The sequence below is a fragment of the Microbacterium sp. E-13 genome, assembly GCF_049912955.1.
Taxonomy (GTDB): Bacteria; Actinomycetota; Actinomycetes; order Actinomycetales; family Microbacteriaceae; genus Microbacterium.
The window spans coordinates 2,549,418-2,575,809 of record NZ_CP183973.1 but is presented as its reverse complement, the minus strand read 5'-3'; the positions used below and the strand labels follow the sequence as shown (position 1 = coordinate 2,575,809).

23 protein-coding genes and 1 tRNA gene are annotated in these 26,392 nt (G+C 70.8%); 15 read left to right on the top strand and 9 right to left on the bottom strand.

Annotation, left to right across the window (positions count from 1 at the left end; all coding sequences use genetic code 11):
* Nucleotide 1 precedes the first annotated feature (1 nt).
* Entirely contained in the window at nt 2–610 is a 609-nt protein-coding gene (locus ACN9MP_RS11875; RefSeq protein WP_426320418.1) for a hypothetical protein, read from the top strand.
* Nucleotides 611–681: 71 nt separating this feature from the next.
* Nucleotides 682–2,490 (top strand): ABC-F family ATP-binding cassette domain-containing protein, encoded by a 1,809-nt coding sequence (locus ACN9MP_RS11870; RefSeq protein ID WP_426320416.1) that lies wholly within the window; start codon nt 682–684, stop codon nt 2,488–2,490.
* 41 nt (nt 2,491–2,531) lie between these two features.
* Here the strand turns inward: ACN9MP_RS11870 and ACN9MP_RS11865 are convergent, their stop codons facing one another.
* Nucleotides 2,532–3,035 carry a MarR family winged helix-turn-helix transcriptional regulator gene (locus tag ACN9MP_RS11865; RefSeq protein ID WP_426320414.1) on the bottom strand — a complete coding sequence of 168 codons (504 nt, stop codon included), beginning with the start codon at nt 3,033–3,035 and terminating at the stop codon, nt 2,532–2,534.
* A gap of 113 nt (nt 3,036–3,148) precedes the next feature.
* Between ACN9MP_RS11865 and ACN9MP_RS11860 the strand changes: the two genes are divergently transcribed.
* The 7 genes from ACN9MP_RS11860 (at nt 3,149) to ACN9MP_RS11830 (ending at nt 11,661) form a co-directional block, all read left to right on the top strand.
* Nucleotides 3,149–3,220: transfer RNA gene (locus ACN9MP_RS11860), tRNA-Gln, on the top strand.
* A gap of 1 nt (nt 3,221) precedes the next feature.
* Entirely contained in the window at nt 3,222–4,694 is a 1,473-nt protein-coding gene (glmU, locus tag ACN9MP_RS11855) for a bifunctional UDP-N-acetylglucosamine diphosphorylase/glucosamine-1-phosphate N-acetyltransferase GlmU (protein ID WP_426320412.1), read from the top strand.
* The gene (locus ACN9MP_RS11850) at nt 4,669–5,703 is read left to right on the top strand and encodes a ribose-phosphate diphosphokinase (protein WP_426320411.1); all 1,035 of its coding nucleotides are present in this window, start codon (nt 4,669–4,671) and stop codon (nt 5,701–5,703) included. The genes glmU and ACN9MP_RS11850 overlap by 26 nt, the downstream gene beginning before the upstream one ends.
* A gap of 54 nt (nt 5,704–5,757) precedes the next feature.
* Nucleotides 5,758–8,529 (top strand): cation-translocating P-type ATPase, encoded by a 2,772-nt coding sequence (locus tag ACN9MP_RS11845; protein ID WP_426320409.1) that lies wholly within the window; start codon nt 5,758–5,760, stop codon nt 8,527–8,529.
* Nucleotides 8,530–8,609: 80 nt separating this feature from the next.
* Nucleotides 8,610–9,095, top strand: coding sequence for an FMN-binding protein (locus ACN9MP_RS11840; RefSeq protein ID WP_426320407.1), 486 nt, complete (start codon nt 8,610–8,612; stop codon nt 9,093–9,095).
* A gap of 3 nt (nt 9,096–9,098) precedes the next feature.
* On the top strand, nt 9,099–10,037 hold the full coding sequence (locus tag ACN9MP_RS11835; protein WP_426320405.1) for an FAD:protein FMN transferase: 939 nt from the start codon (nt 9,099–9,101) through the stop codon (nt 10,035–10,037).
* 37 nt (nt 10,038–10,074) lie between these two features.
* Nucleotides 10,075–11,661, top strand: coding sequence for an FAD-dependent oxidoreductase (locus ACN9MP_RS11830; RefSeq protein ID WP_426320403.1), 1,587 nt, complete (start codon nt 10,075–10,077; stop codon nt 11,659–11,661).
* A 115-nt stretch (nt 11,662–11,776) separates the two neighbouring features.
* Here the strand turns inward: ACN9MP_RS11830 and ACN9MP_RS11825 are convergent, their stop codons facing one another.
* Both ACN9MP_RS11825 and ACN9MP_RS11820 read right to left on the bottom strand, forming a co-directional pair.
* Entirely contained in the window at nt 11,777–13,363 is a 1,587-nt protein-coding gene (locus ACN9MP_RS11825; protein ID WP_426320401.1) for a sensor histidine kinase, read from the bottom strand.
* Complete coding sequence (locus tag ACN9MP_RS11820; RefSeq protein WP_426320399.1) at nt 13,360–14,088, bottom strand: response regulator transcription factor; 729 nt, start codon at nt 14,086–14,088, stop codon at nt 13,360–13,362. The genes ACN9MP_RS11825 and ACN9MP_RS11820 overlap by 4 nt, the downstream gene beginning before the upstream one ends.
* 193 nt (nt 14,089–14,281) lie before the next feature.
* Between ACN9MP_RS11820 and ACN9MP_RS11815 the strand changes: the two genes are divergently transcribed.
* Together ACN9MP_RS11815 and ACN9MP_RS11810 are read left to right on the top strand one after the other, a co-directional pair.
* Nucleotides 14,282–15,757: an ABC transporter permease gene (locus ACN9MP_RS11815; protein ID WP_426320397.1), complete on the top strand. Its 1,476-nt coding sequence runs from the start codon at nt 14,282–14,284 to the stop codon at nt 15,755–15,757.
* 65 nt (nt 15,758–15,822) lie between these two features.
* Entirely contained in the window at nt 15,823–16,548 is a 726-nt protein-coding gene (locus ACN9MP_RS11810; protein ID WP_426326005.1) for an ABC transporter ATP-binding protein, read from the top strand.
* Nucleotides 16,549–16,564: 16 nt separating this feature from the next.
* Here the strand turns inward: ACN9MP_RS11810 and ACN9MP_RS11805 are convergent, their stop codons facing one another.
* Complete coding sequence (locus ACN9MP_RS11805) at nt 16,565–17,554, bottom strand: SDR family oxidoreductase (protein ID WP_426320395.1); 990 nt, start codon at nt 17,552–17,554, stop codon at nt 16,565–16,567.
* 126 nt (nt 17,555–17,680) lie between these two features.
* Between ACN9MP_RS11805 and ACN9MP_RS11800 the strand changes: the two genes are divergently transcribed.
* Nucleotides 17,681–19,021 (top strand): FAD-binding oxidoreductase, encoded by a 1,341-nt coding sequence (locus ACN9MP_RS11800; protein WP_426320393.1) that lies wholly within the window; start codon nt 17,681–17,683, stop codon nt 19,019–19,021.
* Nucleotides 19,022–19,087: 66 nt separating this feature from the next.
* Here ACN9MP_RS11800 and gndA read toward each other — a convergent pair whose 3' ends face one another.
* From gndA to ACN9MP_RS11785, 3 genes are all read right to left on the bottom strand, one after another.
* Complete coding sequence (gene gndA, locus ACN9MP_RS11795; RefSeq protein ID WP_426326003.1) at nt 19,088–20,515, bottom strand: NADP-dependent phosphogluconate dehydrogenase; 1,428 nt, start codon at nt 20,513–20,515, stop codon at nt 19,088–19,090.
* 353 nt (nt 20,516–20,868) lie between these two features.
* Nucleotides 20,869–21,381, bottom strand: coding sequence for a gluconokinase (locus ACN9MP_RS11790; RefSeq protein ID WP_426320391.1), 513 nt, complete (start codon nt 21,379–21,381; stop codon nt 20,869–20,871).
* Nucleotides 21,382–21,401: 20 nt separating this feature from the next.
* On the bottom strand, nt 21,402–22,814 hold the full coding sequence (locus ACN9MP_RS11785; RefSeq protein WP_426320390.1) for a GntP family permease: 1,413 nt from the start codon (nt 22,812–22,814) through the stop codon (nt 21,402–21,404).
* A 150-nt stretch (nt 22,815–22,964) separates the two neighbouring features.
* Here ACN9MP_RS11785 and ACN9MP_RS11780 point away from each other — a divergent pair, with 150 nt between their 5' ends.
* On the top strand, nt 22,965–23,702 hold the full coding sequence (locus ACN9MP_RS11780; RefSeq protein ID WP_426320388.1) for a FadR/GntR family transcriptional regulator: 738 nt from the start codon (nt 22,965–22,967) through the stop codon (nt 23,700–23,702).
* Nucleotides 23,703–23,726: 24 nt separating this feature from the next.
* Here ACN9MP_RS11780 and ACN9MP_RS11775 read toward each other — a convergent pair whose 3' ends face one another.
* Nucleotides 23,727–23,849 (bottom strand): hypothetical protein, encoded by a 123-nt coding sequence (locus ACN9MP_RS11775; RefSeq protein ID WP_426320386.1) that lies wholly within the window; start codon nt 23,847–23,849, stop codon nt 23,727–23,729.
* A 275-nt stretch (nt 23,850–24,124) separates the two neighbouring features.
* Here ACN9MP_RS11775 and ACN9MP_RS11770 point away from each other — a divergent pair, with 275 nt between their 5' ends.
* Nucleotides 24,125–24,763 carry a 50S ribosomal protein L25/general stress protein Ctc gene (locus tag ACN9MP_RS11770; RefSeq protein WP_426320385.1) on the top strand — a complete coding sequence of 213 codons (639 nt, stop codon included), beginning with the start codon at nt 24,125–24,127 and terminating at the stop codon, nt 24,761–24,763.
* A gap of 152 nt (nt 24,764–24,915) precedes the next feature.
* Nucleotides 24,916–25,503 (top strand): aminoacyl-tRNA hydrolase, encoded by a 588-nt coding sequence (gene pth, locus ACN9MP_RS11765; RefSeq protein WP_426320384.1) that lies wholly within the window; start codon nt 24,916–24,918, stop codon nt 25,501–25,503.
* Nucleotides 25,504–25,627: 124 nt separating this feature from the next.
* On the opposite strand, the gene ACN9MP_RS11760 is transcribed toward pth, so the two are convergent.
* Nucleotides 25,628–26,323, bottom strand: coding sequence for a hypothetical protein (locus ACN9MP_RS11760; RefSeq protein ID WP_426320382.1), 696 nt, complete (start codon nt 26,321–26,323; stop codon nt 25,628–25,630).
* Nucleotides 26,324–26,392 lie beyond the last annotated feature (69 nt).

The window sequence follows — 26,392 nt, the reverse complement described above, 5'->3', positions numbered from 1 at the left end:
GATGCCGCCTATTTATGCCACCTACACGCGATCACGCTGGGTCGTTCCCTTCGCCCTTGCGATGCTGTCTCTTTTGATATCCGTAGTCGCGCTCGTGGTCGTCGCTGCGTCCTTCACGGAAGAGAACGCACCGCTCGTGCGCGTCGCGCTCTTCGGGGTCGTACCCGCACTCGGCCTCCTCGCTGTCGTCGCGGCGATGACGGCGTCCCACAAGGTCGATCGGATTCCATGGGGCGCGGCGATGATCGGGCTGGCCGCGCTCATGACTGCCTGCGTGGGGGACCTGACGTGGTACCAGCAACTCGACGCGGCCGATGGTTTCCCGCCGACCTCCCTCTGGATCCTTCTGGTGAGTGCGGCCGTTGCACTCGCTGCGGTCGCCATTGCCTGGATTCTCATCCCAAGCCTGTCGCGCTCCCGCACGCTCAAGAGGTTCGCCGTCGTCCTGGGGGCCGTCGCCGGGATGGTCGGCGGTGTCGTGATCGTCGGGTTCCTCTCGTTGCCGTTCGCCGGCCTCCTCGTCTCGATTGCGGCACTGGCGACCGTGATCGTCCTCGAACGGGGCGATCACCAGACCACGGCGCCGACGAGAAGAGGCGTCGCCGCATAGCCCGGCCTCGGCGAGCACCTTGAGCTCGCGGTGGAGGGTACGGTCGTCGACTCGCCTAGCCTTGAAGGGATATGGCACATCTTCTGGGGGCCGAGGCCCTGCACCTGGAGTTCCCGACGAAGGTCGTCTTCGACCGCGTCTCGCTGGGCATCGACGAGGGCGACCGCATCGGCGTCGTCGGCCGCAACGGCGACGGCAAGTCGAGCCTGCTGGCGATGCTGGCCGGGCGCCTCGAGCCCGACAGTGGACGCGTCACCGTGCGCGGGGGAGTGCGCGTCGGCGTGCTCGACCAGGCTGACACGCTCGACGACGCGCTGACCATCCGGGAGGCGGTGGTCGGCGACCGTGCCGACCACGAGTGGGCGGGCGACCCGCGCACCCGCGACGTCATCGCAGGCCTCCTCGGCGAACTCGACTGGGACGGCCCGGTCGCGGGCCTTTCCGGCGGCCAGCGCCGGCGCGTGTCGCTCGCCGCGCTCCTCGTGGGCGACCACGACGTGATCTTCCTCGACGAGCCGACGAACCACCTCGACGTGGAGGCGATCGCCTGGCTCGCCGAGCACATCAAGCGGCGGTGGCCGGCCAACCAGGGCGGGCTCCTCGTCGTCACGCACGACCGGTGGTTCCTCGACGAGGTGTGCAACACGACCTGGGAGGTGCACGACCGCATCGTCGAGCCCTTCGAGGGCGGGTACGCCGCCTACATCCTGCAGCGCGTCGAGCGCGACCGGCAGGCGGCCGTGATCGAGCAGCGCCGGCAGAACCTCGCACGCAAGGAGCTCGCGTGGCTGCGCCGCGGCGCGCCGGCGCGCACGTCGAAGCCGAAGTTCCGCATCGATGCGGCCAACGTCCTCATCGCCGACGTGCCGGAGATCCGCGACGCCACCGAGCTTCGTTCCCTCGCCGTCTCGCGCCTGGGCAAGGACGTGGTCGACCTTCTCGACGCCGCCGTCTCCTACGACGGCCGCGAGGTGCTGCATCCCGTCGAATGGCGCATCGCACCCGGTGAGCGCACCGGCATCCTCGGCGTCAACGGCGCCGGCAAGTCCACCCTCCTCGGTCTGGTCTCGGGCGACGTCGAGCCCACGGCGGGACGGGTCAAACGCGGCAAGACGGTCAAGGTCGCGACCCTCACCCAGCGCCTCGACGAGCTCGAAGAGCATCTCGACGACCCGGTGCGCGTCGTCATCTCGCGCCTGCGCACCACCTACACGTTCGGCAGCGGCAGCAAGGCGCAGGAGCTGACACCGGGTCAGCTGCTGGAGAGCATGGGATTCCAGAGCGCGCAGCTGTCGACGCCGGTCAAGGATCTCTCGGGCGGGCAGAAGCGCCGCCTGCAGCTCCTGCTCATCCTGCTGGAGCAGCCCAACGTGCTCATCCTCGACGAGCCGACCAACGACCTCGACACCGACATGCTCGCGGCGATCGAAGACCTTCTCGACTCGTGGCCCGGCACGCTGCTCGTCGTGTCGCACGACCGCTACTTCATCGAGCGCGTGACCGACCAGCAGTACGCGATCCTCGGCGGTCACCTCCGCCACCTGCCCGGCGGCCTGGACGAGTACCTGCGCCTGCGCGAGCGCGAGAGGGCCCAGGGGACCTCCTCGTCGAAGGCGACGGATGCCCCGGCAGCCGGTCCGGCCGCCGGCCCGTCGCTGACGGGTCAGGAGCTGCGCGCCGCACAGAAGGAGGTCGCGGCGCTCGAGCGGCGCCTCGAGAAGCTCGAGGGCCAGATCGATGCCGCGCGCGCGGCGCTCGCGGATCACGACCAGTCGGACTACGTCGGCCTCGGCGCCGAGATGTCGCGCATCGGCGACCTCGAAAGGGAGCGCGACGGCGCCGAGGAGCGCTGGTTCGAGCTCACCGAGCAGCTCGGCTGACGGCGTCCAGCGCCCGGGCTGCCGCGAAGTCGGTCCGCGAATCAGTCCGCGGCGTCGAACCCGAGACTGAGTTTCCGCAGCAGTCCGGCGAGCCGGTCGCGGTCGCCTCGCGACAGCGTCTCGAGCAGGAGCGCCTCGGCGTCGACGAGACGCGTGATCGCGGCATCCACCCTGATCTTGCCTTCGTCGGTGAGGGTCACCAGCACGCTGCGGCCGTCGTCGGGGTCGGCCTCGCGCCGCACCAGCCGGCGGCCGACGAGCCGGTCGATGCGATTGGTCATGGTGCCGCTCGAGACGAGCGTCTGCTGGAGGAGCTGCTTCGGGCTGAGCTGGAACGGCTCGCCGGCACGCCGGAGGGCCGACAGCACGTCCCACTCCCAGGGCTCGAGCTCGCTGCGGCGGAACGCGTCGCGCCGCGCGCGGTCGAGATGGCGAGACAGGCGGTCGACGCGGGACAGCACCCCCAGAGGTGAGAAGTCGAGGTCGGGGCGCTGCGTCGTCCACGCCTCGACGATGCGGTCGACCTCGTCGCTCTGCGCCGTCATGCCTCCATTATCCCGACACGGATGCCGCGCCCGGCAGCCCATTGCCGGCGCAGCGACCGGTGGGCGGTCTGGCAGACTTGACGGGCGGCGCCCGGCACCCCGGAGCGCCGCGGTCCGCCGTAGTGTAATGGCAGCACGACAGCCTTTGGAGCTGTGAGGTCCAGGTTCGAGTCCTGGCGGCGGAGCATGAACCAGACCTCCCGCGACAGCGCTCTGGCCATCGTCGTCCTCGCCGCCGGCCAGGGAACCCGCATGAAGTCGTCGATCCCGAAGGTGCTGCACCGCATTGGCGGCCGCCCCCTCGTGGGTCACGTGCTAGAGACGGCCCTCGCCCTCGAACCGGATCGCGTCGTCGTCGTCGTGCGTCACCAGCGCGACCTCGTCGCCGAGGCCGTCGCCCAGGCCGCACCGGGTGTCGTCGTGGTCGACCAGGACGAGATCCCCGGCACCGGCCGCGCCGTCGAGGTCGCCCTCGGCGCCCTCGACGATTTCGCCGGCGACGTGCTGGTGCTGAGCGGCGACGTGCCGCTGCTGGAGGTCGAGACGCTGTCGGCGCTCGTGCGCACCCACCGCGACGGCGCGGTCGCCGCGACGGTGCTGAGCGCATCGGTGAGCGACGCCACCGGCTACGGCCGCGTGATCAGGGATGCCGACGGCAGCGTGTCGCGCATCGTCGAGCAGAACGACGCGACGGCGGACGAGGCATCCGTCTCCGAGATCAATGCGGGGGTCTACGTGTTCCAGGCGCAGGCGCTGCGCACCGAGCTCGCGCTCGTCGGCACGTCGAACGCCCAGGGCGAGAAGTACCTCACCGATGTCGTCGCGCTCCTGCGCGGCGACGGACTGGCTGTGGCCGCGGAGGCCGCGCCGGATGCGGCAGCCGCCCTCGGCGTGAACGACCGGGTGCAGCTGGCCGAGGCCGCGCGCGTGCTCAACGCGCGCACCGTGCGCCGGTGGCAGCTCGAAGGCGCGACGATCCTCGACCCCGCCACGACGTGGATCGATGTGGACGCGAAACTGGCTCCCGACGTCACGGTGCTGCCCAACACGCACATCCTGCGCGCCACCGTCATCGCGAGCGGCGCGACCATCGGCCCCGACACCAGCCTGGTCGACTGCGAGGTGGGCGAGGATGCCGTCGTCACCCGCACCGACGCGACGCTCGCCGTGATCGGGGCGAAGGCGACGGTCGGCCCGTTCGCCTACGTGCGCCCCGGCACGTACCTCGGCGACCACGGCAAGATCGGCACGTTCGTCGAGACCAAGAACTCCACGATCGGCGAGGGCAGCAAGGTGCCCCATCTCTCGTACGTCGGTGACACGACCATCGGCAAGCACGTCAACCTGGGCGCCGGCGCCATCACCGCGAACTACGACGACCTCGCCAAGCACCGCACCGAGATCGGCGACGAGGTGCATGCGGGCTCGCACAACGTCTTCGTGGCGCCCGTTAGGATCGGAGACGGCGCGAAGACCGGGGCCGGGGCGGTCATCCGCAAGGATGTGCCCGCCGGTGCCCTCGCTCTCAGCGTCGCCCCTCAGCGCAACGTCGAGGGGTGGGTCGAGAAGAACAGACCGGGTACCGGAGCGGCGGATGTCGCCGCCAAGGCCCGCAGCGCACAGAAGGCGGACGATGGGGCGCAAGAAGAAGACCGTTGAGCTCGACCGGGATCACGACATCGCCCCAGGGCTTGTCGCAAAGACCAAGAAGCGTCTGGTCGTCGCGCGCGGCAGTTCACACCCGCAGCTCGCGACCGCGGTCGCAGCTCAACTGGGCACCGAGCTCGTCCCCACCGAGTACCGCACCTTCGCATCCGGCGAGATCCTGACCCGGTTCGAGGTCTCGATCCGTGGGTGCGACCTCTTCCTCATCCAGAGCTTCGGCCCGCCCGTGAACGAGTGGCTGATGGAGACCCTCATCATGCTCGACGCGGCCAAGCGCGCGTCGGCCAAGCGCATCACCGTCGTCGCGCCGTACTTCCCCTACTCCCGCCAGGACAAGAAGGGCCGCGGCCGCGAGCCGATCAGTGCGCGCCTGGTCGCCGACCTGTTCAAGACCGCCGGCGCCGACCGCGTGATGAGCGTCGACCTGCATGCCGCGCAGATCCAGGGCTTCTTCGACGGACCCGTCGATCACCTCTTCGCCAAGCCCGTGCTCCTGGAGTACTTCGAGCGGACGCTGACCGCCGACGACCGCGAGCGGCTCACCGTCGTCTCGCCCGACACAGGCCGCGTGCGGGTGGCGGACCAGTGGTCCGACAGCCTGGGCGCGCCGCTGGCCATCATCCACAAGCGCCGCGACCCGAACGTCGCGAACCAGGTGACCGTCAACGAGATCGTCGGTGCGGTCGACGGCCGGGTGTGCCTGCTCGTCGACGACATGATCGACACCGGCGGCACGATCGTGAAGGCCGCCGAGGCCCTCAAGGCCAACGGCGCCGTCAAGGTCATCGTGGCCGCGACGCACGCGATCTTCAGCGATCCGGCCGCGCAGCGCCTCCAGAGCCCCGCGATCGACGAGGTGGTCGTCACCGACACGATCCCCGTCCCCGACGAGAAGCGGTTCCCGAGCCTTACGATTCTGCCTATCGCACCGCTGCTCGCGCGGGCGATCCACGAAGTGTTCGAGGACGGCTCCGTCACCAGCATGTTCGACGGCGCCGCCTGACGCCGGTCCGGGAGCGACCAGTCTCCGCGCCCGTCACCGAGGAACGGAGCAGGGATGTCGCAGCCACCGGGTCCCGCGCCGTCGACCGACGCCGGGCTGACGGTCGAGCGTCCGTGGGCCCTCCCCGCCGACGAGGTCCTCGCACACCTGACCGCCGATGCGGCGGGTCTGCGCTCGCCTGATGCCGCGGCGCGGCTCGCGATCGCCGGACCCAATCGGCTGCCCGAGCCGGCGCGCAGGCCGGGCCTCGTGCGGTTCCTCGCGCATTTCAACGACACCCTGATCTACATCCTCCTCGCCGCCGCCGTCATCAAGGCCCTCATGGCGGACTGGCTCGACTTCTGGGTGATCATGGTCGTCGCCATCATCAACGCCGTGATCGGATACATCCAGGAGGGCCGCGCCGAGAAGGCGCTCGCCGGGATCCGCGGGATGCTCTCGGCCGATGCCAGCGTCCGGCGCGACGGCGGCTGGGTCACCGTGCCCGCCGCCGACCTCGTTCCCGGCGACGTGGTGCGGCTCATGCCCGGCGACAAGGTGCCCGCAGACCTCCGTCTGCTGCAGGCGTACCAGCTGCGCATCGACGAGGCCGCTCTGACGGGTGAATCGGTGCCGTCGTCGAAGACGATCGATGCCGTCGCGACCGACGCGGGAGTGGGCGATCGCGGGTCGATGGCCTTCTCGGGCACCATCGTGAGCGCCGGTCAGGGCCGGGGAGTCGTCACGGCAACCGGCTCCGAGACGGAGATCGGCCGCATCCAGAGCCTCGCCGACGAGGCTGGGACCCTCGCGACCCCGCTCACCCGTCAGCTCGACGGATTCGGCCGTGTGCTCACCGTGGTGATCCTCGGCATGGCGGCGATCATGATGATGATCGGCCGTTTTCTGCACGGGATGCCGTTCGACGAGCTGGTCTCCGCTGCGATCGGGTTCGCGGTGGCGGCGATCCCGGAGGGTCTTCCGGCGCTCGTGACGATCACGCTTGCGATCGGCGTGCAGCAGATGGCGCGGCACAACGCGATCACGCGGAAGCTTCCGGCCGTCGAGGCTCTCGGCTCGGTGACGACGGTGTGCTCCGACAAGACCGGCACTCTCACCCGCAACGAGATGACGGTCCGCCACATCGTCACCCCGCTCGCGGAGTACGACGTCACCGGCCTCGGTTACGTGCCCGAGGGCGAGATCCGGCGCGTCGGCGGGGGCGCGGACAGCGCCGACCGCGGCGACCTCGCGGCGATCCTCGCCATCGCCACCCTCTGCAACGACGCGCACATCGTGCGCGGCGACGACGGGGCGTGGGGCCTCGTGGGCGAGCCGACCGAGGGAGCGCTCAAGATCGCGGCGATGAAGGGCGGCGTCGGCGGCGCGGGCGGACGCCGGTTGGCCGTCATCCCGTTCGACTCCGCCAACAAGCTGATGGCGACGCTCAACGAGGCGGCGCGCTCGGGCGGAGCGCCCGGTGAGGTGTCGCGGGCGATCCTCGTGAAAGGCGCGCCGGACCGGCTTCTGGAGCGCTCGCTGACGCAGCGGGGCGCCGACGGTGCAGAGCCACTCGACCTCGAGCGCTGGGAGTCCGCGATCGCCCACCTCAGCGCTCAGGGGCTGCGGGTGCTCGCAGCCGCACGCAAGCCCGTGCGGCCGACGGCGGACGAGTTCGCCCTCGACGACCTGATCGACCTCGAGTTCATCGGGCTGTGGGGCATCGTCGATCCGCCCCGGCCCGAGGCCGTGGCCGCGATCGCCGACTGCCACACCGCGGGCATCCGCGTGAAGATGATCACCGGCGACCACGCCGGCACCGCGTCGGCCATCGCCGCCGAGATGGGCCTGGCAGGCTCGGACGCCCCCGTCCTGACCGGGGCCGAGCTCGAGGCGCTCACCCAGGAGCAGCTGCGGGAGGTGGTGCGCGACGTCGACGTGTACGCGCGCACGAGTCCCGAGCACAAGATCAGGATCGTCCGGGCGCTTCAGTCGCACGGCGAGGTCGTCGCGATGACCGGAGACGGCGTCAACGACGCCCCGGCGCTCACGCGGGCCGACGTCGGCATCGCGATGGGCATCAAGGGCACCGAGGCGACGAAGGAGGCGGCCGAGTTCGTGCTCGCCGACGACAACTTCGCCACCATCCGCAGCGCGATCGCCGAGGGCCGGCGCATCTACGACAATCTGCGGAAGTCGATCGTCTTCCTGCTGCCCACGAACGGCGCGCAGTCGCTCGTGATCCTCGTCGCCGTCCTCTTCGGGCTCGCCCTGCCCCTCACGAGCGTGCAGGTCCTCTGGGTGAACATGGTGACGGCCGTCACGCTGTCGCTCGCCCTCGCGTACGAACCGGCGGAGCGCGGGATCATGCGGCGGCCGCCGCGCGCGTCGGGCGGCCCGATCATCGACCGCGGTGAGCTGGGGTTCATCCTCGTTGTCTCGCTCCTCATCGGCGGTGCTGCGATGGGAGTCTTCTACGGGGTCGTCGCCACCGGCGCCGACGTCGACGTGGCGCGCACCGAGGCCGTCCTCATGCTCGCTTTCGGTCAGCTGGCCTACCTCTTCAACTGCCGGTTCCTCACGCGTTCGAGTCTCACCATCGACGTGCTGCGCGGCAACCGCGTCGTGTGGTGGTCGGCGCTCGCGCTCATCGTCCTGCAGCTCATCTACACGTACGTGCCGTTCATGAACGTGCTGTTCGAGTCGCGGCCACTCGCTGCCGCATCGTGGATCCTCCCGATCCTGGTCTCGATCGGGATCTTCCTCGCGGTCGAGGCGCTGAAGGCGGTGCTGCGCGCGCGGTCCGCATCATCGGCATCCGCGGGCTCGCTCAAAGGCCGCTCATAGGACGGGTTGGAAGGATCTTCCGCAGACACGCTTCGCGTCCCGCTCAGGCCCCACACGAGCCCCACCGCAGGAGGACCATCTTGATCCGCACCGCTCTCGCCTCACGTTCCGGCCGGGCAGGCGCCGCCCTCACCGCCGCCGCGGGCATTGCGCTCCTCGCCGGCTGCGCCCCGACAGCCTCGGAGGCCGAAGAACCCGACACCGCCGACACCGGCTCGTCCCAGGCGACGGATTCGGGGACGACCGGCGGCACCAGGACCGGCACCGGGTCGTACGTCGACGGCACCTACACGGCGGAGGGGTCCTACGCGACGCCTGAATCGGTGGAGACGATCGAGGTCACCGTCACGCTCAAGGACGACGTCGTCACCGCGGTCGACGTCACCGGGAAGCCGCAGAAGCGCGAGTCGCAGCAGTATCAGGGCCAGTTCATCGGCGGGATCGCCGACGTCGTCGTCGGGAAGGACATCGACGACATCGAGGTGAGCCGCGTCGCGGGCTCATCCCTCACCAGCCGCGGCTTCAACCAGGCGATCCAGGCGATCAAGTCCGAGGCTGCGAGCTAGCACGTGGGCGGTTTCGCGCCGGCGTCCTGGCGCTTCGACGCCATCGGCACGACCTGGGAGGTCGTGACCGAGCGGCCTCTTCCGGCGTCGGCGCACGGCGAGGTGGGGGCGGTGATCGACGCCTTCGACCGCGTGTGGTCGCGCTTCCGGGCCGATTCCGTGGTGAGTGCACTGGCGCGCGACGGAGGGTCGGTGTCCGCGCCGCCCGACGCGAGCGCGATGCTCGAGGCGCTGGCAGCGCTGTCGGACGCGACCGGGGGAGCGGTCAATCCTCTGGTCGGGGCATCCCTCGAAGCGCTCGGCTACGACGCGGAGTACTCGCTGCGGGATCGCTCGCCGATGGCGGCCCCGGCGGACTGGCGTGACCGCCTGGGCTGGCAGAGCGGCGTGCTGACGCTCACCGAGCCGGCGACCATCGACGTCGGCGCTCTCGGCAAAGGGCGCCTCGTCGATCGGGTGATGGAGGTGATCGCGCGCACCGAGCACGGGGACATCACCGTCGATGCCGGCGGCGACCTCGCGGTACGCGGGCGGCCGCAGCGCATCGGGCTGGAGCATCCGTTCGATCCGCGTCGCGCGATCGGCGTCTGGGAGGTGACGGATGCCGCACTCTGCGCCTCGGCGGTCAACCGGCGTTCGTGGACCTCGGCGACCGGCGCGACGCTGCACCACGTGCTCGACGCACGGACGGGGAACCCCGTACGGAAGATCGCCGCCACATGGGCGGTCGCACGCGATGCCCTGACCGCCGACGCCGTCGCGACGGCCCTGTTCTTCGACGGCGGCCCGCGCCTCGCCCATGAATGGGGAGTCGAGTGGGTGCGCATGACCACCGACGGCCAGGCCGAGTGGTCGCCCGGCTGCAGCGCTCACCTGTTCGGGCAGACGGACGGCGGCGCGCGGACCGGGCCGGGTCCGCGAACCCATAGCCTGGAACGGTGACTGTGCCCTCCTCCCTCGTCGTCGCCGCTGTGATCTGATGGGCAGCCTCACCGCCGTCTGGAACCGCGTGTTCGCCGTGCTCGGGCGCGTGTCGATGTATCGGCTCGTGTACCTCGCGCTCGCGGCGCTCGCCGTCGTCGCACTGCTCCTGTCGCTCCTCGACCTGGTCCTCCCGCCCGGGACGCAGCTGGTGGGTCCCGATCCGCTGCAGCTGATCGCGACGCTCCTCGTGCTCTCGGCCGTATGCGTGGGGGTGGATGCCGCAGCTCAACGCGTACTGCACCTGCCGTGGCGCCTGGAGTCCTCACTCATCACGGCCCACATCCTGCTCTTCGTGCTGCGCCCGACGTCCGAGCTGGTGGGACTTCTCGGCATCGCGGTCGCCGCCGCTGTCGCGTCGCTGTCGAAGTACCTCCTGGCTTGGCGTGGCCGCCATATCTTCAACCCCGCCGCGGTCGGCGCCACCGTTCTGACGCTCCTCAGCCTGCTGTGGCCCGACCTCGGGGCGTCGGCGTGGTGGGTGGGAACGCCGGCGATGGCCGCGCCCGTGATCCTGCTGGGGCTCGCGGTGCTCGTGCGCACCGAGAAGGTGCGCGTCATCGCCGTCTTCCTCGTCGTCGCCGTCGCGGTCGCCGTGCTCCGCACCGCGGCGCAGTATCGGACGGCGGGGCTCGAGATCGACGCGCTCGACCTACTGTGGCCGGTTCTCTGGTCGTCGCCGTTCCTCTTCCTGGGCGCGTTCATGCTCTCGGAGCCGCTCACGCTCCCACCCCGCCGCTGGCAGCAGTTCACGGTCGCCATCGTCGTCGGCGTGCTGGCGGGCTGGCCGATCCCGATCGGCGACATCAGCCTCGGGCAGGAGCGCGCGCTCCTCATCGGCAACCTCGTGGCCTTCGCCTTCGCGGTGCGCACCGCGGTGCGGCTGACCCTCGTCGCGCGCGGCGAGCCGACGCCGAGCGTGCAGGAGCTGACCTTTCGCGTGCACGACAGGCTGGCATTCGCCCCCGGACAGTACCTCGAGCTCGAGGTGCCGCACCGCCACCCCGACGCGCGGGGCACCCGCCGCGAGTTCAGCATCGCCTCGGCTCCCGAGGATCTTCCGCTGCTCAAGGTCGCGTTCAAGGAGGGCAAGACCACCAAGCCGCTGAGCTCGTACAAGAAGGCGCTGGCCGAGGTGCAGCCCGGCCACGAGCTGGCGATCACCGGCGTGTGGGGCGACTTCCTGCTGCCCAAGCGGACCGCGGCGCCGATCCTCATGGTGGCCGCGGGCATCGGCGTGACCCCGTTCGTGTCGCAGCTCGCCCACATGCGAGCAGCCGGCCTCGACCGCGACGTGGTGCTCGTCTACGTGGCCTCGGATGCCTCAGAGCTGGCGTACCGCGACGAGATCGAGGCATCCGGAGTCCACGTCGTCGTGTTCACCCGCGATCGGCCCGCGGATCTGCCCGCGAACTGGCAGTGGGCGAAGGGCGTGCGCCTGGACGCCGAGGGGCTCGTCCGCGTGGTTCCGGACATCGCCGCGCGCCACGCCTACATCTCCGGGCCCGCCGGCCTCATCGCCGAGCTGGCGCCCGCGCTCGAGAAGGCCCGCTCGATCACGACGGACGCCTTCAGCGGCTACTGACTGCTGCGAGCCCGACCCGTGCCGGAATCCCGCGAGACGACATCTGGCGGACGAGAACGTGGTTGGTTCCCTAGGTCTCGGCGGCCAGCTGTACTTTCGCGGGGAGGCGACGTGGTCAGGAGGCCGTCGGATCGGCGGGGCGCGCCGGCAGGCGGACCTCGAAGGTCGTGTCGCCGGGCGCGCTGGCGACGCGGATGCTGCCGCCGTGGGCGTCGACGATCGCTCGGGCGATCGAGAGGCCGAGCCCGGTTCCGCCGGTCTGTCGCGCGCGGGAGCGATCCCCGCGCGAGAAGCGCTCGAAGAGGTCGTCCTTGAGGGACGGATCGATGCCCGGCCCGTCGTCGTGCACGCGGAGCACCGCGTCGCGGCCCTCGCGCGACACGCGCACGGTCACCGTGGTCCCCGCCGGAGTGTGAGTGCGCGCGTTGGCGAGGAGGTTCGCCGCCACCTGGTGGAGGCGGCCCGCGTCGCCGGCGATGAGCACCGGCTCGTCGCCGACGTCGAGCACCCACTCGTGGTCGGGACCGGTCGGACGCACGTCTCCCACGGCGTCGATCGCGAGACGAGTCAGATCGACGGTGCCGTAGACGAGCTCCTGCCCTTCGTCGAGCCGGGCCAGCAGCAGCAGATCCTCGACGAGCGAGGTCATCCGCAGCGACTGCGCCTGGATGCGCTCCAGCGACGCCTCGGTGGTCTCGAGCGCCGTGTCCTGGCCGCGGCTGAGCGCCGTGAGCGACAGCTCGGAGTAGCCGCGGATCGATGCCAGCGGCGTGCGCAGCTCGTGACTGGCGTCCGCGACGAAGCTGCGCATGCGCTCCTCGTTGCGCTGGCGCGCGGCGAGCGACTCGTCGACATGATCGAGCAGCGTGTTGAGGGCCGCGCCCACGCGCCCGACTTCGGTGCGGGGATCCGCCTGCCTCACCGGCACGCGCTCCGCGATCGACACCTCGCCCTGGTCGAGTCGCTGCGTCGAGACCCGCGCCGCCGTGTCGGCGACCGCGCGCAAGGGCGCCAGCCCGCGACGGATCGTCCACGCGGTCGCGACCGAGAGCAGCAGGAGCCCGCCCACCGTGAGGAGCGCGATCGTCGTGAGCATGCGCCCGAGGGTCTCGCTGATGCCGGCGCGCGACAGCCCGACGATCACCACCGTCCCCCCCACCTGCACACCCTCGATGCGGTAGGTGCCCAGATTGTCGATGGTCACGACGAACTGTCCGCGCTGCCCCTCGAGACTCTCGCTGATCTCCGTGATCTGGTCGCCGGTCAAGGCGATCACGTCGCCGCTCGGATCGACGACCGCTGCGCTGGGATCGCCGGGCAGTGACTGCACCGCGAGGAAGTACCCCGGCTGGCGCGGCTGCTGCTGCAGGATCTGCTCCGCGGTGAGCCCGTTGGCCAGGAGCGGGCGCATGTACTCGACGCTCTGCTGCTCCGCCTTCACCTCGGCGTCGAGCTGGGCCTCGAGCACCTGCCCCAGGATGGCGCTGGTCGCGACCGCGACGAGCACCAGGATCAGCGACGTGATCCCGACGACCGTGACGATGAGCCGGCGCTGCAGCGTCCACGGCGCCCTGCGCGAGAGCGCCTGCTCTGCCCGCGGGTCGGCGCCGGGGACGGATGCCTCGGCCGGCGGCTGCGCATCGGCCGGGGCATCCGTTCCGCTTGCCGTCGCTGCGAGCGTGGGAGACGCCTCTTCGGTCACTGCGGCGCCTTGATCATGTAGCCGACGCCGCGCACTGTGTGGATGAGGGGCTCGTGGCCGGCGTCGATCTTCTTGCGCAGGTAGGAGATGTAGAGCTCGACGACGCTCGAGCGGCCGCCGAAGTCGTAGTTCCACACCCGGTCGAGGATCTGCGCCTTGGAGACGACCCGGCGCTGGTTGCGCATGAGATAGCGGAGGAGCTCGAACTCCGTCGCCGTCAGCTCGATCGCCATGCCCGCGCGGTCGACCTCGTGACTGTCCTCGTTGAGCGTGAGATCACCGACCCGGAGGATCGGCTCGGCACCCGCGGCGTGCGCAGTGCCGGCCCTGCGCATGAGGCCGCGGAGCCGCGCGACGACCTCCTCCAGGCTGAACGGCTTCGTGACGTAGTCGTCGCCGCCGGCGGTCAGGCCGGCGACGCGGTCGCTCACGGCGTCCTTCGCGGTGAGGAAGAGCACCGGCACGTCGTCTCCCGACTGGCGCAGACGCTGCAGCACGGCCATTCCGTCGAGGTCGGGCATCATGATGTCGAGCACCATCGCGTCTGGCTCGAACTCGCGCGCCGACTGGAGCGCCTCGAAGCCCGATCCGGCCGTGCGGACCTCCCAGCCTTCCATACGCAGCGCCATGGACAGCAGGTCGGTGAGCATCTGCTCGTCGTCGACCACGAGCACGCGCAGGTTCGTGCCGTCGGGACGCAGCAGGGTCGGGGCCGGGTTCGTCATTCGTCCATTGTGCGGGCCTTCCTATGCGATTCCTATGGAGACCGCTATGCGCCGGCTGTGAGATCCGCGACACCGCGGACGTCGACGGATGCCAAGGTCCATACCTTCCTCATAGCTCGCGCTGGTGGCCCGCATCACGCCGCTCCGTAGCGTCGCGTCGACGGCCGGCATTCCGCCCGCCAAGAGGAGACCCATGTACTTCACCTATCTGCGGCGGGAGCTGGCCGGCCGCAAGAAGCAGACGATCATCGTGGCCGCCGGCCTCGCGATCGCGATCGCCCTCGTGATGATCGTGAACTCGCTCGCCGCCGGGGTGAGCGCCGCCCAGGCACAGGCGCTGGAGTCCGTGTACGGCGTCGGCACCGACCTGACCGTGACCGGCGCCCAGGCCGAGCCGGGCGAGGGTGCCAACCGGTTCGACTTCGGCCAGGACGGCGGCTCGACCACCGAGGACGGCACCACCGAGTTGAGCCAGTCCCGGCTCGTGACGGAGCCTCTGCGCTCGACGCTCGACGCCTCGACGCTGGAGACCGTCAGCGGCGTCGAGGGGGTGTCCTCGGCATCCGCAGCCCTCAGCCTCACCAACATGACGTTCTCCGGTGAGCTGCCCCCGCGTCCCGATGACTCGACGGACTCCGGCACGGGCACTCAGGGCCAGCCCCCGCAGCAGGGCGAGGGTGGGGGAGGCGGCTTCGGCGGCGGCTCGTTCGGCGTCGACTCTTTCACGGTGCTCGGCATCGACCCGTCGGCGGACGCCGTGGGCCCGCTCTCGGCGGTCGAGGTCTCGGACGGCCGCGGTCTCGAGTCGTCCGACGAGGGTGAGTACGTCGCCGCTGTCGATGCGACCTACGCCTCGACAGCGGACCTCGCGGTCGGCGGCACGATCGACGTCGGCGGGCAGGAGTTCGAGATCGTGGGAATCGTCGCGTCGACCTCGGACGAGGCCGACACCGCGTCGAACGTGTACATTCCGCTGGGCGTCGCGCAGGAGCTCTCCGGCGCGGGTGACGTCGTGTCCACCGTGTACGTGCGGGCCGAGTCGTCCGATGCGATCGCGTCGGTGCACGCGGCGCTCCAGGAGGCGCTCCCGGACGCCACCGTGAGCTCGCAGGCGGACCTCGCCTCGACGGTGTCGGGATCGCTCTCGAGCGCCTCCGCCCTCATCACGAACCTGGGCACCTGGCTCTCGCTGATCGTGCTCGCGGTGGCACTGGTGCTCGCCGTGCTCTTCACGATCTCGGGCGTCTCGCGCCGCACGCGCGAGTTCGGCACGCTCAAGGCGATCGGCTGGTCGAACGGCCGGGTCGTCGGCCAGGTCGCGGGGGAGTCCGTCGTCCAGGGCGCCATCGGCGGCGTGATCGGCCTCGTCGTGGGTTTCGCCGGCATCGTCGCGATCAACCTCATCTCGCCGACGATCTCCACGGCACCTGCGGCGCAGAGCTTCGGTCCGGGTGGCGGTCAGGGAGGGCCGGTCGGCGGTGGCGGCGGTGCATTCGGCAACGCCATGCTGTCCGCGGGCACCGACATCGTGCTGTCGGCGCCGATCACCCTGTGGGTCGTCGTGGCAGCGGTCGGCATCGCGGTGCTCGGCGGCCTGGTCGCCGGCGCCTTCGGTGGCTGGCGCGCTGCCCGGCTCAGCCCCGCCGAAGCCCTGCGATCGGTGGGCTGAGGCACCGCATGTCCGAGACCATCCCCACCGAACCCGACCTCACCTCACCGACGGGAGAGCACGACATGACCATGATGCACAGCGAGCCGGCATCGACCACGGATGCCGCGCCCCAGGCGCAGTACCGCCTGGAAGGCGTCACCCGCACCTACACCCAGAAGGGCCGGGTCGTGAAGGCGCTCGCGGGCGTCGACCTCACGATCGACGCCGGCGACTTCGTCGCGATCCAGGGGCCGACCGGCGGCGGCAAGTCGACGCTCCTGCAGCTGCTCGGGGCGCTCGACCGCCCGACCTCCGGGTCGGTGCACCTGGGCGAGATCGACATCGCCACCGCGAACAACCGGGAGCTGGGCCGTATCCGCGCGCACGAGATCGGCTTCGTGTTCCAGGGCTTCAATCTCATCCCGACCCTGACCGCGCACGAGAACGTCGACATGGCGCTCGAGCCGCTCGGGCTGTCGAACGACGAGCGGGCCGCCCGGGTCACCGAGGCGCTCACGCACGTCGGCCTCGCCGACCGCGCCGACCACCGCCCGGGCGAGCTGTCGGGCGGTCAGCAGCAGCGCGTCGCCATCGCCCGGGCGATCGTCAAGCGGCCGCGCGTGCTGCTCGCCGACGAGCCGACGGGCAACCTCGACGAGAGCATGCGCGACGAGATCCTCGCGGTGCTCCAGTCGCTGAATGACGAAGGCCTCACGCTCATCGTCGTGACCCACGACTCGGCCGTGGCACGTCGAGCCCGGCGCCGGCTGCGTCTCGACAAGGGCACCGTGCACGACATCAGGAGCTGACGAGGGGCCGGCAGGCTCAGCCGGCCGAGCGGGCGTGGGCGGCGATGCGATCGAATGCCGCATCGAGGCCGTCGTCGACCCTCTGCGCCTCCGGGTTCGCGTCGTAGTAGGCGAGGATGCGGCGCGCGCCCTCGTCGAAGGTCACCGTCGTGCGGAACCCGGGCACGAGCTCGGTCACCTTCGACGAGTCGAACACCATCGAGTGCGCCTTGTCGCCGAGGAGGCCGGGGCCGAGGTCGGGCGCGAAGGACGCGATGGTGTCGGACGCCACATGCACGAGGTCGGGGGAGTCGACGCCCGCGGCATCGGCCAGCCAGTCGTAGATCTGATTCCACGTGGGCGCGTGGGTGCCGGTGATGGTGAAGGCATCGCCGATGGCCGCGGGGTTTCCGAGGAGTCCGGTGAAGGCCACGGCGAAGTCGTCGCTGTGCGTGATCGTCCACAGGCTGGTGCCGTCTCCGTGCACGATCACCGGGCGGCCGGCGCGCATGCGGGCGATGTCGGTCCAGCCGCCGAGCGTCGGAAGCAGCCGTTCGTCATACGTGTGCGACGGGCGGATGATCGTCACGGGCAGCCCTCGGTCCCGGTGGGCGGCGACGAGGACGTCCTCGCAGGCGATCTTGTCGCGCGAGTACTGCCAGAACGGATTGCGCAGCGGCGTGGACTCGACGACCGGCAGCCGGCGCGGCGGCTTCTCGTACGCCGACGCCGAGCTTATGAACACGTACTGCCCGGTGCGCCCCTCGAACAGGTCGAGATCGGTCGCGACGTGGTCGGGGGTGAAGGCGAGGAACTCGGCGACGACGTCGAATCGGCGGTCGCCGATCGCGGTGCGCACCGATCCGGCATCGCGGATGTCGGCTTCGATGAGCTCGACCTCCGGGGGCAGCGGACGGCGGGCGCTGCCGCGGTTGAGCACCGCCACCCGGTGCCCGAGGGAGACGGAGCGGCGCACGCACGCCGCGCTGATGGTTCCGGTGCCGCCGATGTACAGGATGCTCGTCACGCTCGTGAGCCTATGCCCCCGCGCCGACACACGGTCGAGCCGGAGCGGGGGATTGACAGACCGTGTCGGTCCCTCCATCCGTCGCCGCTCTCGCGCATGTCGGTGCCGAGCCCTAGCGTGGCCGTCATGAGCAACGACGACCTCAGCGACGGCGCCGTCGGCACCGTCATCCGTCCGGGCGATCCCGAGTGGGAATCCGCCCGCCGCTTCCACTCCGGCATCGGATCGCCCGCTGCCGTGATCCGCGCCGCCACCGTCGACGACGTCCGCGGCGCCCTCCGCTACGCCTCCGCCGAGCGTCTCGACGTCATGATCCGCGGCGGCGGCCACAGCGCCTGGGGCGGGGTGCCCGGCGGCCTCACGCTCGACATCTCCGCCCTCGACGACATCGAGGTCGACGGCACGCGGGTGCGCCTGGGCGGCGGCGCTCTCTGGGGACCCGTTGCGCACGTCCTCGCGGAGCGTGGACTGGGCATCAGCTCGGGCGACACCGCATCGGTAGGCGTGGGTGGTCTGACCCTCGGCGGAGGCATCGGCTGGATGGTGCGCGCATGGGGTCTGGCGTGCGACCAGCTGGTCGGCGCCCAGCTCGTCACGGCTCGTGGTGACGTCCTGGAGGTGACGGACGCCTCTCACCCCGAGCTGCTGTGGGCCCTCCGTGGTGGTGGCGGCAACTTCGGCGTCGTCACGCGGTTCGACTTCGAGGCGCACGCGCTCGATGGTGTGGTCCACGCGGTGTACGGACTCGACGGTGACGCGCGGCCGATTCTCCGCGTGCTGCGCGATCTCCTGGCACAAGCTCCCCGTGAGCTGACGGTGACCTACATGGACGTCCCGGCGATGGATCCGAATGCGCCGGCGGGGGCGACGATCACTGCGGTCTGGGCCGGCACGGACGAGGATGCCGCACGCGCTGCCCTGGCACCGCTTGCGGCCGCCGGGGTCTCCGAGCTCGAGTTCGGCGTGCAGGCCTACCCCGACGTGCTGCTCGAGGCGCCGGAGTTCGATCCGGAACAGCCGATGCCCGGGTTCGTCGGGGGTAACACACTGCTTCGCGATCTCGACGATGACGCGATCGACCGGCTGGTGACCTTCCGCGAGCAGAACCCGGCGTCGGTGGCATTCCTGCGCTCGCTCGGGGGCGCCTTCGGCGATGTTTCGCAAGGCGATTCCGCGTTCCCGTCGCGCGATGCGTCGTGGTTCGCCATGGCCGGTGCGTTCGACATCCCCGGCATGCTCGATGACGACGCCCGTGCAGCCGCTGAGTCGGCGTGGGCCGCGATCGAGGCCAAGGGGACCGGCGTGTATGGAAACTTCGTCCCCTCGACCGACGACACCTTCGCTGAGCGCATCTATTCACCCGAGACGATGGCGCGCCTGTCGGCGGTCAAGCGCCAGTGGGACCCGGGCAACGTCTTCTGCCGCAATCACAACATCAAGCCCGGCCCGGACGGCCACCCGGTCTGACGCGGCGGCATACGCCGAGGGCGGACCCCCACCGGGGATCCGCCCTCGTGCTTCCGCGAAGCCGGGTCAGTGCGTGTCTTCGGCCTCGATCTCGGTGCGGTCGCCGGACCACAGCGTGTGGAACGTGCCGTCCTTGTCGATGCGCTTGTAGGTGTGCGCCCCGAAGAAGTCCCGCTGGCCCTGGATGAGCGCCGCCGGCAGGCGCTCGGCGCGCAGGCCGTCGTAGTACGACAGCGACGACGAGAACGCGGGGGCGGGGATGCCGGCGCCCGCGGCGGCCGACACGATGCGGCGCCACGCGCCCTGCGCGCGGCCGAGCGCCTCGACGAAGTACGGCGCCGTCAGCAGCACCGGCAGTTCGGGCTGGGCCGCGTAGGCGTCGGCGATGCGGTTGAGGAACTGGGCGCGAATGATGCAGCCGGCGCGCCAGATCTTCGACACGGCCCCCAGGTCGATGGTCCAGCCGTACTCGGCCGCACCGGCGCGGATCTCATCGAAGCCCTGCGAGTACGCGACGATCTTGGAGGCGTACAGGGCGAGGCGCACATCTTCGATGAACGCGTCGGCGTCGTCGACCTGCAGGCCCTCCGCGGGGCCGGGGAGGTCGCGGGAGACCGCGCGCTGCTCGGGGTGCGAGGAGAGCGAGCGGGCGAAGGTGGCCTCGGCGATGCCGGAGACCGGGACGCCGAGCGACAGCGCGGTCTGCACGGTCCAGGCGCCGGTGCCCTTGGCGCCGGCCTGGTCGAGGATCACGTCCACGAGAGGCCGACCGGTGGCGGCGTCGGTCTGGCGCAGCACCTCCGCGGTGATCTCGATGAGGTAGGACTCCAGTTCGCCCCGGTTCCATTCGGCGAACACCTCGGCGATCTCGGCCGGGGACTTGCCGGTGCCGCGGCGGATCAGATCGTACGCCTCGGCGATGAGCTGCATGTCGGCGTACTCGATGCCGTTGTGCACCATCTTCACGAAGTGGCCGGCCCCGTCGTGGCCGACGTGCGTAACGCACGGCTCGCCCTCGGCGACCGCGGCGATCGACTTCAGGATCGGGCCGAGGGTGACCCACGACTCGTCCGAGCCGCCGGGCATGATCGAGGGGCCGTTCAGCGCGCCCTCCTCGCCGCCGGAGATGCCGGCGCCGACGAAGTTGACGCCGGTCTCGCGGACGGCCTTCTCGCGGCGGATGGTGTCGGTGAACAGCGCGTTGCCGCCGTCGACGATGATGTCACCCGGCTCGAACACCTCGATGAGCGAGTCGATCACGGCATCGGTGGGGCGGCCGGCCTTGACCATGATGACGGCGGTGCGCGGCTTGGTCAGGGTCGCCGCGAACTGCTCGTACGAGAACGCCGGCACGAACTCCGCCTCAGGGTGCGCGGTCAGCAGTTCGTCGGTCTTCGAGCGGCTGCGGTTGAACACCGCCACGGTGTTGCCCTCACGGGACGCCAGGTTGCGGGCGAGGTTCGACCCCATCACCGCGAGGCCGACCACGCCGATGTTCGCCGTCGCGGTGGCCGCAGCATCCGGGCCGCCCGGCTCGGGAGTGGGACGCTCGACGTCCTCGGGCGCCGGAGCGGCCTCGTGCGCCTGCGTGGCCTCGTCAGGCGCCTGGTCCTGATCCGTCGAGATGTTGGTGCCGGCCTGGGTGCCGCTCGCTGAGGGATTGTGGGAAGACACACGTGCTCCTGGGGTTAAGTCGTCGTTTCAGCCTAGAGTCTGGCGCGTCCGTGTTACACGGCATGGCCGGGTGCTCACGCGGCGGTGGGGCCGGTTGTGAGCGGGTCGGGAGGTCACGGCTCGCGGCTGACGTGACGAGCCTAGCCCGGGGGCGTCATCGCGCCCCCGGGGCGTCATGAACCTTCGAGGCGGAGCGCGCCTGCCACCAGGGCGGCCTGCTCTTCGGGCGGCAGAGCGATCTCGACGTTGATCGCCTGCTCGTCGGGGCCGGGCGCCTCGAGCGTCGCGAACTGGGAGTCGAGCAGTGCGGGGGGCATGAAGTGACCCTGCCGCCGCATCATGCGGTCGCGCACGACCGCCGCATCGCCCGTGAAGTTCACGAAGGTGACGTTGTCGCGGCGGAGGATGTCGCGGTAGCTGCGCTTCAGCGCCGAGCACGTGATGATCCCCGGTTCTCCGGCTGCGCGCCGCTCGTCGATCCATGCGGCGACGAGCTCGAGCCAGGGGATCCGGTCCGCGTCGGTCAGTGCGTGACCGCGCCGCATCTTCTCGACGTTGGCGGCCGGATGAAGGTCGTCGCCCTCCTGGAACGGCCACCCCAGCCTGCCGGAGAGCATGGCCCCCACGGTGGATTTGCCGGTGCCCGACGGGCCCATCAGGACGAGAATCGGCGGAGTCGACAGCATCCGAGTTCTCCCTTCCACACTCAGACGAACACGCTGACGGCCAAGACGCCGAGCAGTCCCGTGATCGAGATGAGGCACTCGAGAACGGTCCAGCTCTTCAGAGTCTGAGGGATGCTGAGGCCGAAGTACTCCTTGATGAGCCAGAAGCCCGCGTCGTTGACGTGCGAGAGGAAGACCGAGCCCGACCCGATCGCGAGCACGAGGAGTGCCGTCATGGCGGGGTCGAGCCCCTCCGTCAGCGGCTGCAGGATGCCGGCCGCGGTGATCGTCGCGACCGTGGCCGAACCGGTGGCGACGCGGATCACCACGGCCACGAGCCAGGCGAGGAACAGGATCGACAGACCCGACTCGGCGATGAGGTTCGCGATGACGTCGCCGATGCCGGTGTCGACGAGCACCTGCTTGAAGCCGCCGCCCGCGCCGACGATGAGGAGGATGCCGGCGATCGGGCCGAGCGAGGAACCCACCGACTTCGCGAGTTCGGCGCGTCCGAATCCGGCGCCTCGGCCCAGGAGGAAGAACCCGACGATGACGGCCAGCAGCAGCGCGATGACCGGCGTGCCGAGGAAGTCGATCACGAGCTTGACCGGGTCGGTCGACCCCGGCGCGACGATGTCGGCGACGGCACGCAGCAACATGAGCACCACGGGCAGGAGAATGCTCGTGAGGGTCGCGGCGAACGAAGGCCGACGCGTCTGCTGTTCGCCCTCGTCCTCGGCGGTGACGAACAGGTCCGGCACCGGGACCCGCACCCACCGGGCGGCCAGGTTCGAGAACAGCGGACCGGCGATGATGACCGCGGGGATCGCGACGAGCACGCCGAAGGCGAGGGTGACGCCCAGGTTGGCGCCGAGGATGTCGATCGCGGCGAGCGGGCCCGGGTGCGGGGGCACGAGACCGTGCATGGCCGACAGACCGGCCAACGTCGGGATCGCGATCTTCATCAGCGGCAGCCCCGATCGGCGTGCCACGAGGATGATGACCGGCACGAGCAGCACGAGGCCCACCTCGAAGAACATCGGCAGGCCGATGATGGCGCCGATGAAACCCATCACCCACGGGAGGCTGCGTGGCGTGGCCCGCGCGACGAGGGTGTCGACGATGCGGTCCGCCCCGCCGGAGTCGGCCAGCAGCTTTCCGAAGATCGCGCCGAGGGCGATGAGGATGCCGACCCCGCCCATCGTCGTGCCGAACCCGGCGGTGAAGCTGCCGACGGTCTGGACGGCGTCGAATCCGGCGGCGAGGCCGGTGGCGATCCCGCCGATCATCAGGGCGAGGAAGGGGTGCACCTTCAGCCACGTGATCAGTACGACGATGATCGCGATGCCGATGACAGCGGCGGTGGCCAGCTGCCACGGGGGTGCCACGGGAGCGGCATCTGCTGCGGCATTCGCCGCGGGCGCCAGAAGGGGAAACAGTCCGGAGAGGTCCATGAGCATCCTTGGTCGAATCGGGGTCGGTCTTTGACCCGAGAACGCCGTTTAGTCTGACGTTATCGTCCGTGGTTGTCAATATGTCCGATGTAAAAAATGGATCAGACGGGAATGTCTGATGAGACGAGTGCGGTGCGGCACAATCGGACCATGGCAGACGCGCCTTACGGCAGCCCCGTCCACGACGCCCTCGTCGAGCGGCTCGGTGCCGCGATCGTGCACGGCGAGCATCCGGCCGGCTCGCGCCTGCTGACGACGGAGCTGGCGGAGTCGTCCGGCGCCTCGCGATCGGCGGCACGCGAGGCGATCAGGGTGCTCGAATCCCTCGGTCTCGTGCGGGTGCGCAGAAAGGCGGGCATCGAGGTGCTGCCGGTAGACCAGTGGAACGTCTACGCCCCAGAGGTGATCGCGTGGCGTCTGGACGGGCCGGGGCGTGCGCGCCAGCTGCACGAGCTGAGCGAGCTCCGCAGCGCGGTCGAACCCCTGGCGGCGCGGCTCGCGGCCGCCAATGCGACCGACGCGCAGCGCCAGGAGCTCGTCGCAGCGGCGCTGGGCATGGCACGTCACGACCATCAGGCGGCGGAGGCCGAATACCTCGACGCCGACGTGCGCTTCCACCGCACGCTGCTGAGCGCCTCAGGGAACCCGATGCTCGGGACGCTCGGCGGAGTGGTGCAGGCGGTCCTCGAAGGCCGCACGCGTCATGCGCTCATGCCGCACGAAGCGAACCCCGATGCGGTGCGCTGGCATCGCGACGTCGCGTTCGCGGTCGCGAGCGGCGAGGCCGACGAGGCGTTCGCGGCGATGTCGCGGATCGTCAGAGAATCGGACGCCGCCATGGACGAGGCCATCGGGGGCGAGGTCGCCGCCGCGACCGGGGAGCGGTAGCGCTCAGCGCCCGGGCGGCGAAGGTCAGTCCTTGCGATAGGCCTGGCGGCCGAGGCTCCAGAACGCCAGCACGGTGCCCAGGGCGCCGATCGCGGCCATGGCGCCGATCAGCCAGAAGAGAGCGTGGCTCCAGAAGCCGTAGTCCATGGGATCCTCCGTGGGAGACGCGAAGCGGGGGGCGTTCCTCATCGTAGCGGGGGCGCTGGTAGACTCGTGTCGAACTTCGGCGAGGGATGCCTCGCGCCCGTCGATCGCGGCGGGTCGCAGCATCCGTGATCGACGCGGTGAAGCCGGCCCCATGGGCTTTCCTCACGCGTGCGCGTTCGAGTCGAATCACCGGCAACACCGCCACCCCACATACCCAGGTCCGCCTCCGCGCGAGCCGATTCACAACGGGCCCTGCGGCCCGCCAAGGAGAACACATGTCGAACGAGCCCGACACCAAGGTCCACGCCGAGTTCCGCGAGAGCTTCGGCAAGGGCTTCGCCCGCCGCCTCCGCGCCGCCGGCAAGATCCCCGCCGTCATCTACGGTCACGGCACCGACCCCGTCCACGTCGCCCTCCCGGGCCACCAGGTCTCGCTGCTCGTCCGCCGCGCCAACGCGGTGCTCGAGCTCGACCTCGACGGCAAGGAGCAGCTGACGCTGGTCAAGGACGTCCAGAAGGACCCCGTGCACCAGATCATCGAGCACATCGACCTCCTCGTCGTGAAGAAGGGCGAGAAGATCCAGGTCGAGGTTCCCGTCGTCGTCGTGGGAGAGCCGGCCGCCGGCACCATTGTCAACCTCGACGCTCAGACCGTTCTGCTCGAGGTCGAGGCGACCCACATCCCCGAGCACGTCGAGGTCGTCGTGGACGAGCTCGAGGACGGCACGCACGTCACCGCGGGCGAGCTCACGCTGCCCCAGGGTGCAGCGCTCGTCGCCGACGCCGACCTTCTCGTCGTCGCGATCTCGGTGCCCGCCGCGGCGCTCGCCGCCGAGGAGGAGATCGCCGAGGCCGACGCCGAGGTGGCTGCCGAGCAGTCGGAGGCGTCGGAAGAGGCCGCCGCAGCGGAGTAATCCGCCGCACGGGCCCCGTCCCGCACCGTTTGCATCGATCCCCGCAGCACCCTGAGCTTCAGGGGGTTGCGGGGATCGTGGTTCCCAGGATCCGAACGGGTACGCTCGTCTGGGCTCGCGGCGACCTGTCGCGCGCAGGAGAGGACGCCGGCATGGCCGAGAACACGTGGCTGGTCGTCGGGCTCGGCAACCCCGGCCCCCGCTACGAGCTGACGCGTCACAACGTGGGCCAGCTGGTCGTCGACGAACTCGCCGGGCGCCGCAGCGAGACCTTCAAGGCTCACAAGGCGAACGCCCGCGTCGTGGAGACCTGGCTGCGCCCGGGAGGCCCGAAGCTGATCCTCGCGAAGCCGAACACGTTCATGAACGTCTCGGGCGGTCCGGTCGCCGGGCTCGCGAAGTTCTACGGCATCGATCCATCGCTGGTCGTGGTCGTGCACGACGAGCTCGACATCCCGTTCGACACGATCAAGCTCAAGGTCGGTGGCGGCCACGGCGGCCACAACGGCGTGCGCGACGTGGCGAAGGCCCTCGGCACGGCGGATTTCCCGCGGGTGCGGGTCGGCATCGGTCGCCCGAACGGACGCCAGGACCCGGCCGACTGGGTGCTCGACCCGTTCGGCTCCGCGGAGCGCAAGAACCTTCCGATCCTCCTGGGCGATGCCGCCGACGCCGTCGAGCAGCTCGTCGACGAGGGGCTTCTCGCGGCGCAGCAGAAGCACCACGCGCCTCGCGCCTGACGGGCGGCCGTCGGGTGAGCGGAGATCTGCGGATCAGCGGAGGGCTCGGCCGTGCCGCTCCTCGTTTGGGCAGACCTCCTCGGATCCGCTGACGCGGATGCCGCGGCTCTGGCGTCGCGCCGGGTCAGGCGCCGACGCCGGTCCCCGAGGCCAGTCCCGCGGTGAGGAAGCCCTGCACCACGGCGCCGAAGGCGACCGGCCCGAGCGCGGCGATGATCACCGCGGCGATGCCGGCGCCGCGCCCGCGCGCGGTGACGATCGCGACGATGCCCTGCACGAGTGCCCACAGGCCCACCGCCGTGCCGACCCAGAAGGCGACCTCGCCCAGGAGCACCCAGTCCCGCACCGGCGTGAGGATGGACCAGTCGAAGTCGGCGTCGAACGGCCGCGACGAGATCTCACGTCCGGCGCCCAGCCCGATGCGGAAGCTGGCGATGGCCGCGAGAAGGCTCGCCCCGACGGTGGCGATGACGCTGAGGATGAGCGCGGTGATCCCGAGCGCCGCGCCGCGCGGGGCGCGCGCGGCCGGACCGGAGGGGGAGACGGATGCCGCGGCCTGCGTGACCGCGTAGCCCGGGGGTGGCGCGTACCTCGGCGGCGGCCCATAGGCGCTTGCCGGGGGAGCCGGCCACCCCGGGACCGGGTTCGGCTGCCCGCCGGGCGCGGAGCCCGGGTACCCGCCCGGGTGCCCGCCCGGGTACGTCGTGGGGGCGGGGGTTTGCCCAGACGAGGGGCCCGGCGGACCGAACGGAGCCGCGCCCGGTGGCGCCCACGCCGGCTGTTCGGGCGGGGGAACGTCGGGGGTGGCGGGCTGGCTCACGCGCTCATTCTAGAAGCGGGCCGCGACGGGGTCAGCGGGGGTCCCGTGAGACCCCCGGCGACCGCCGTC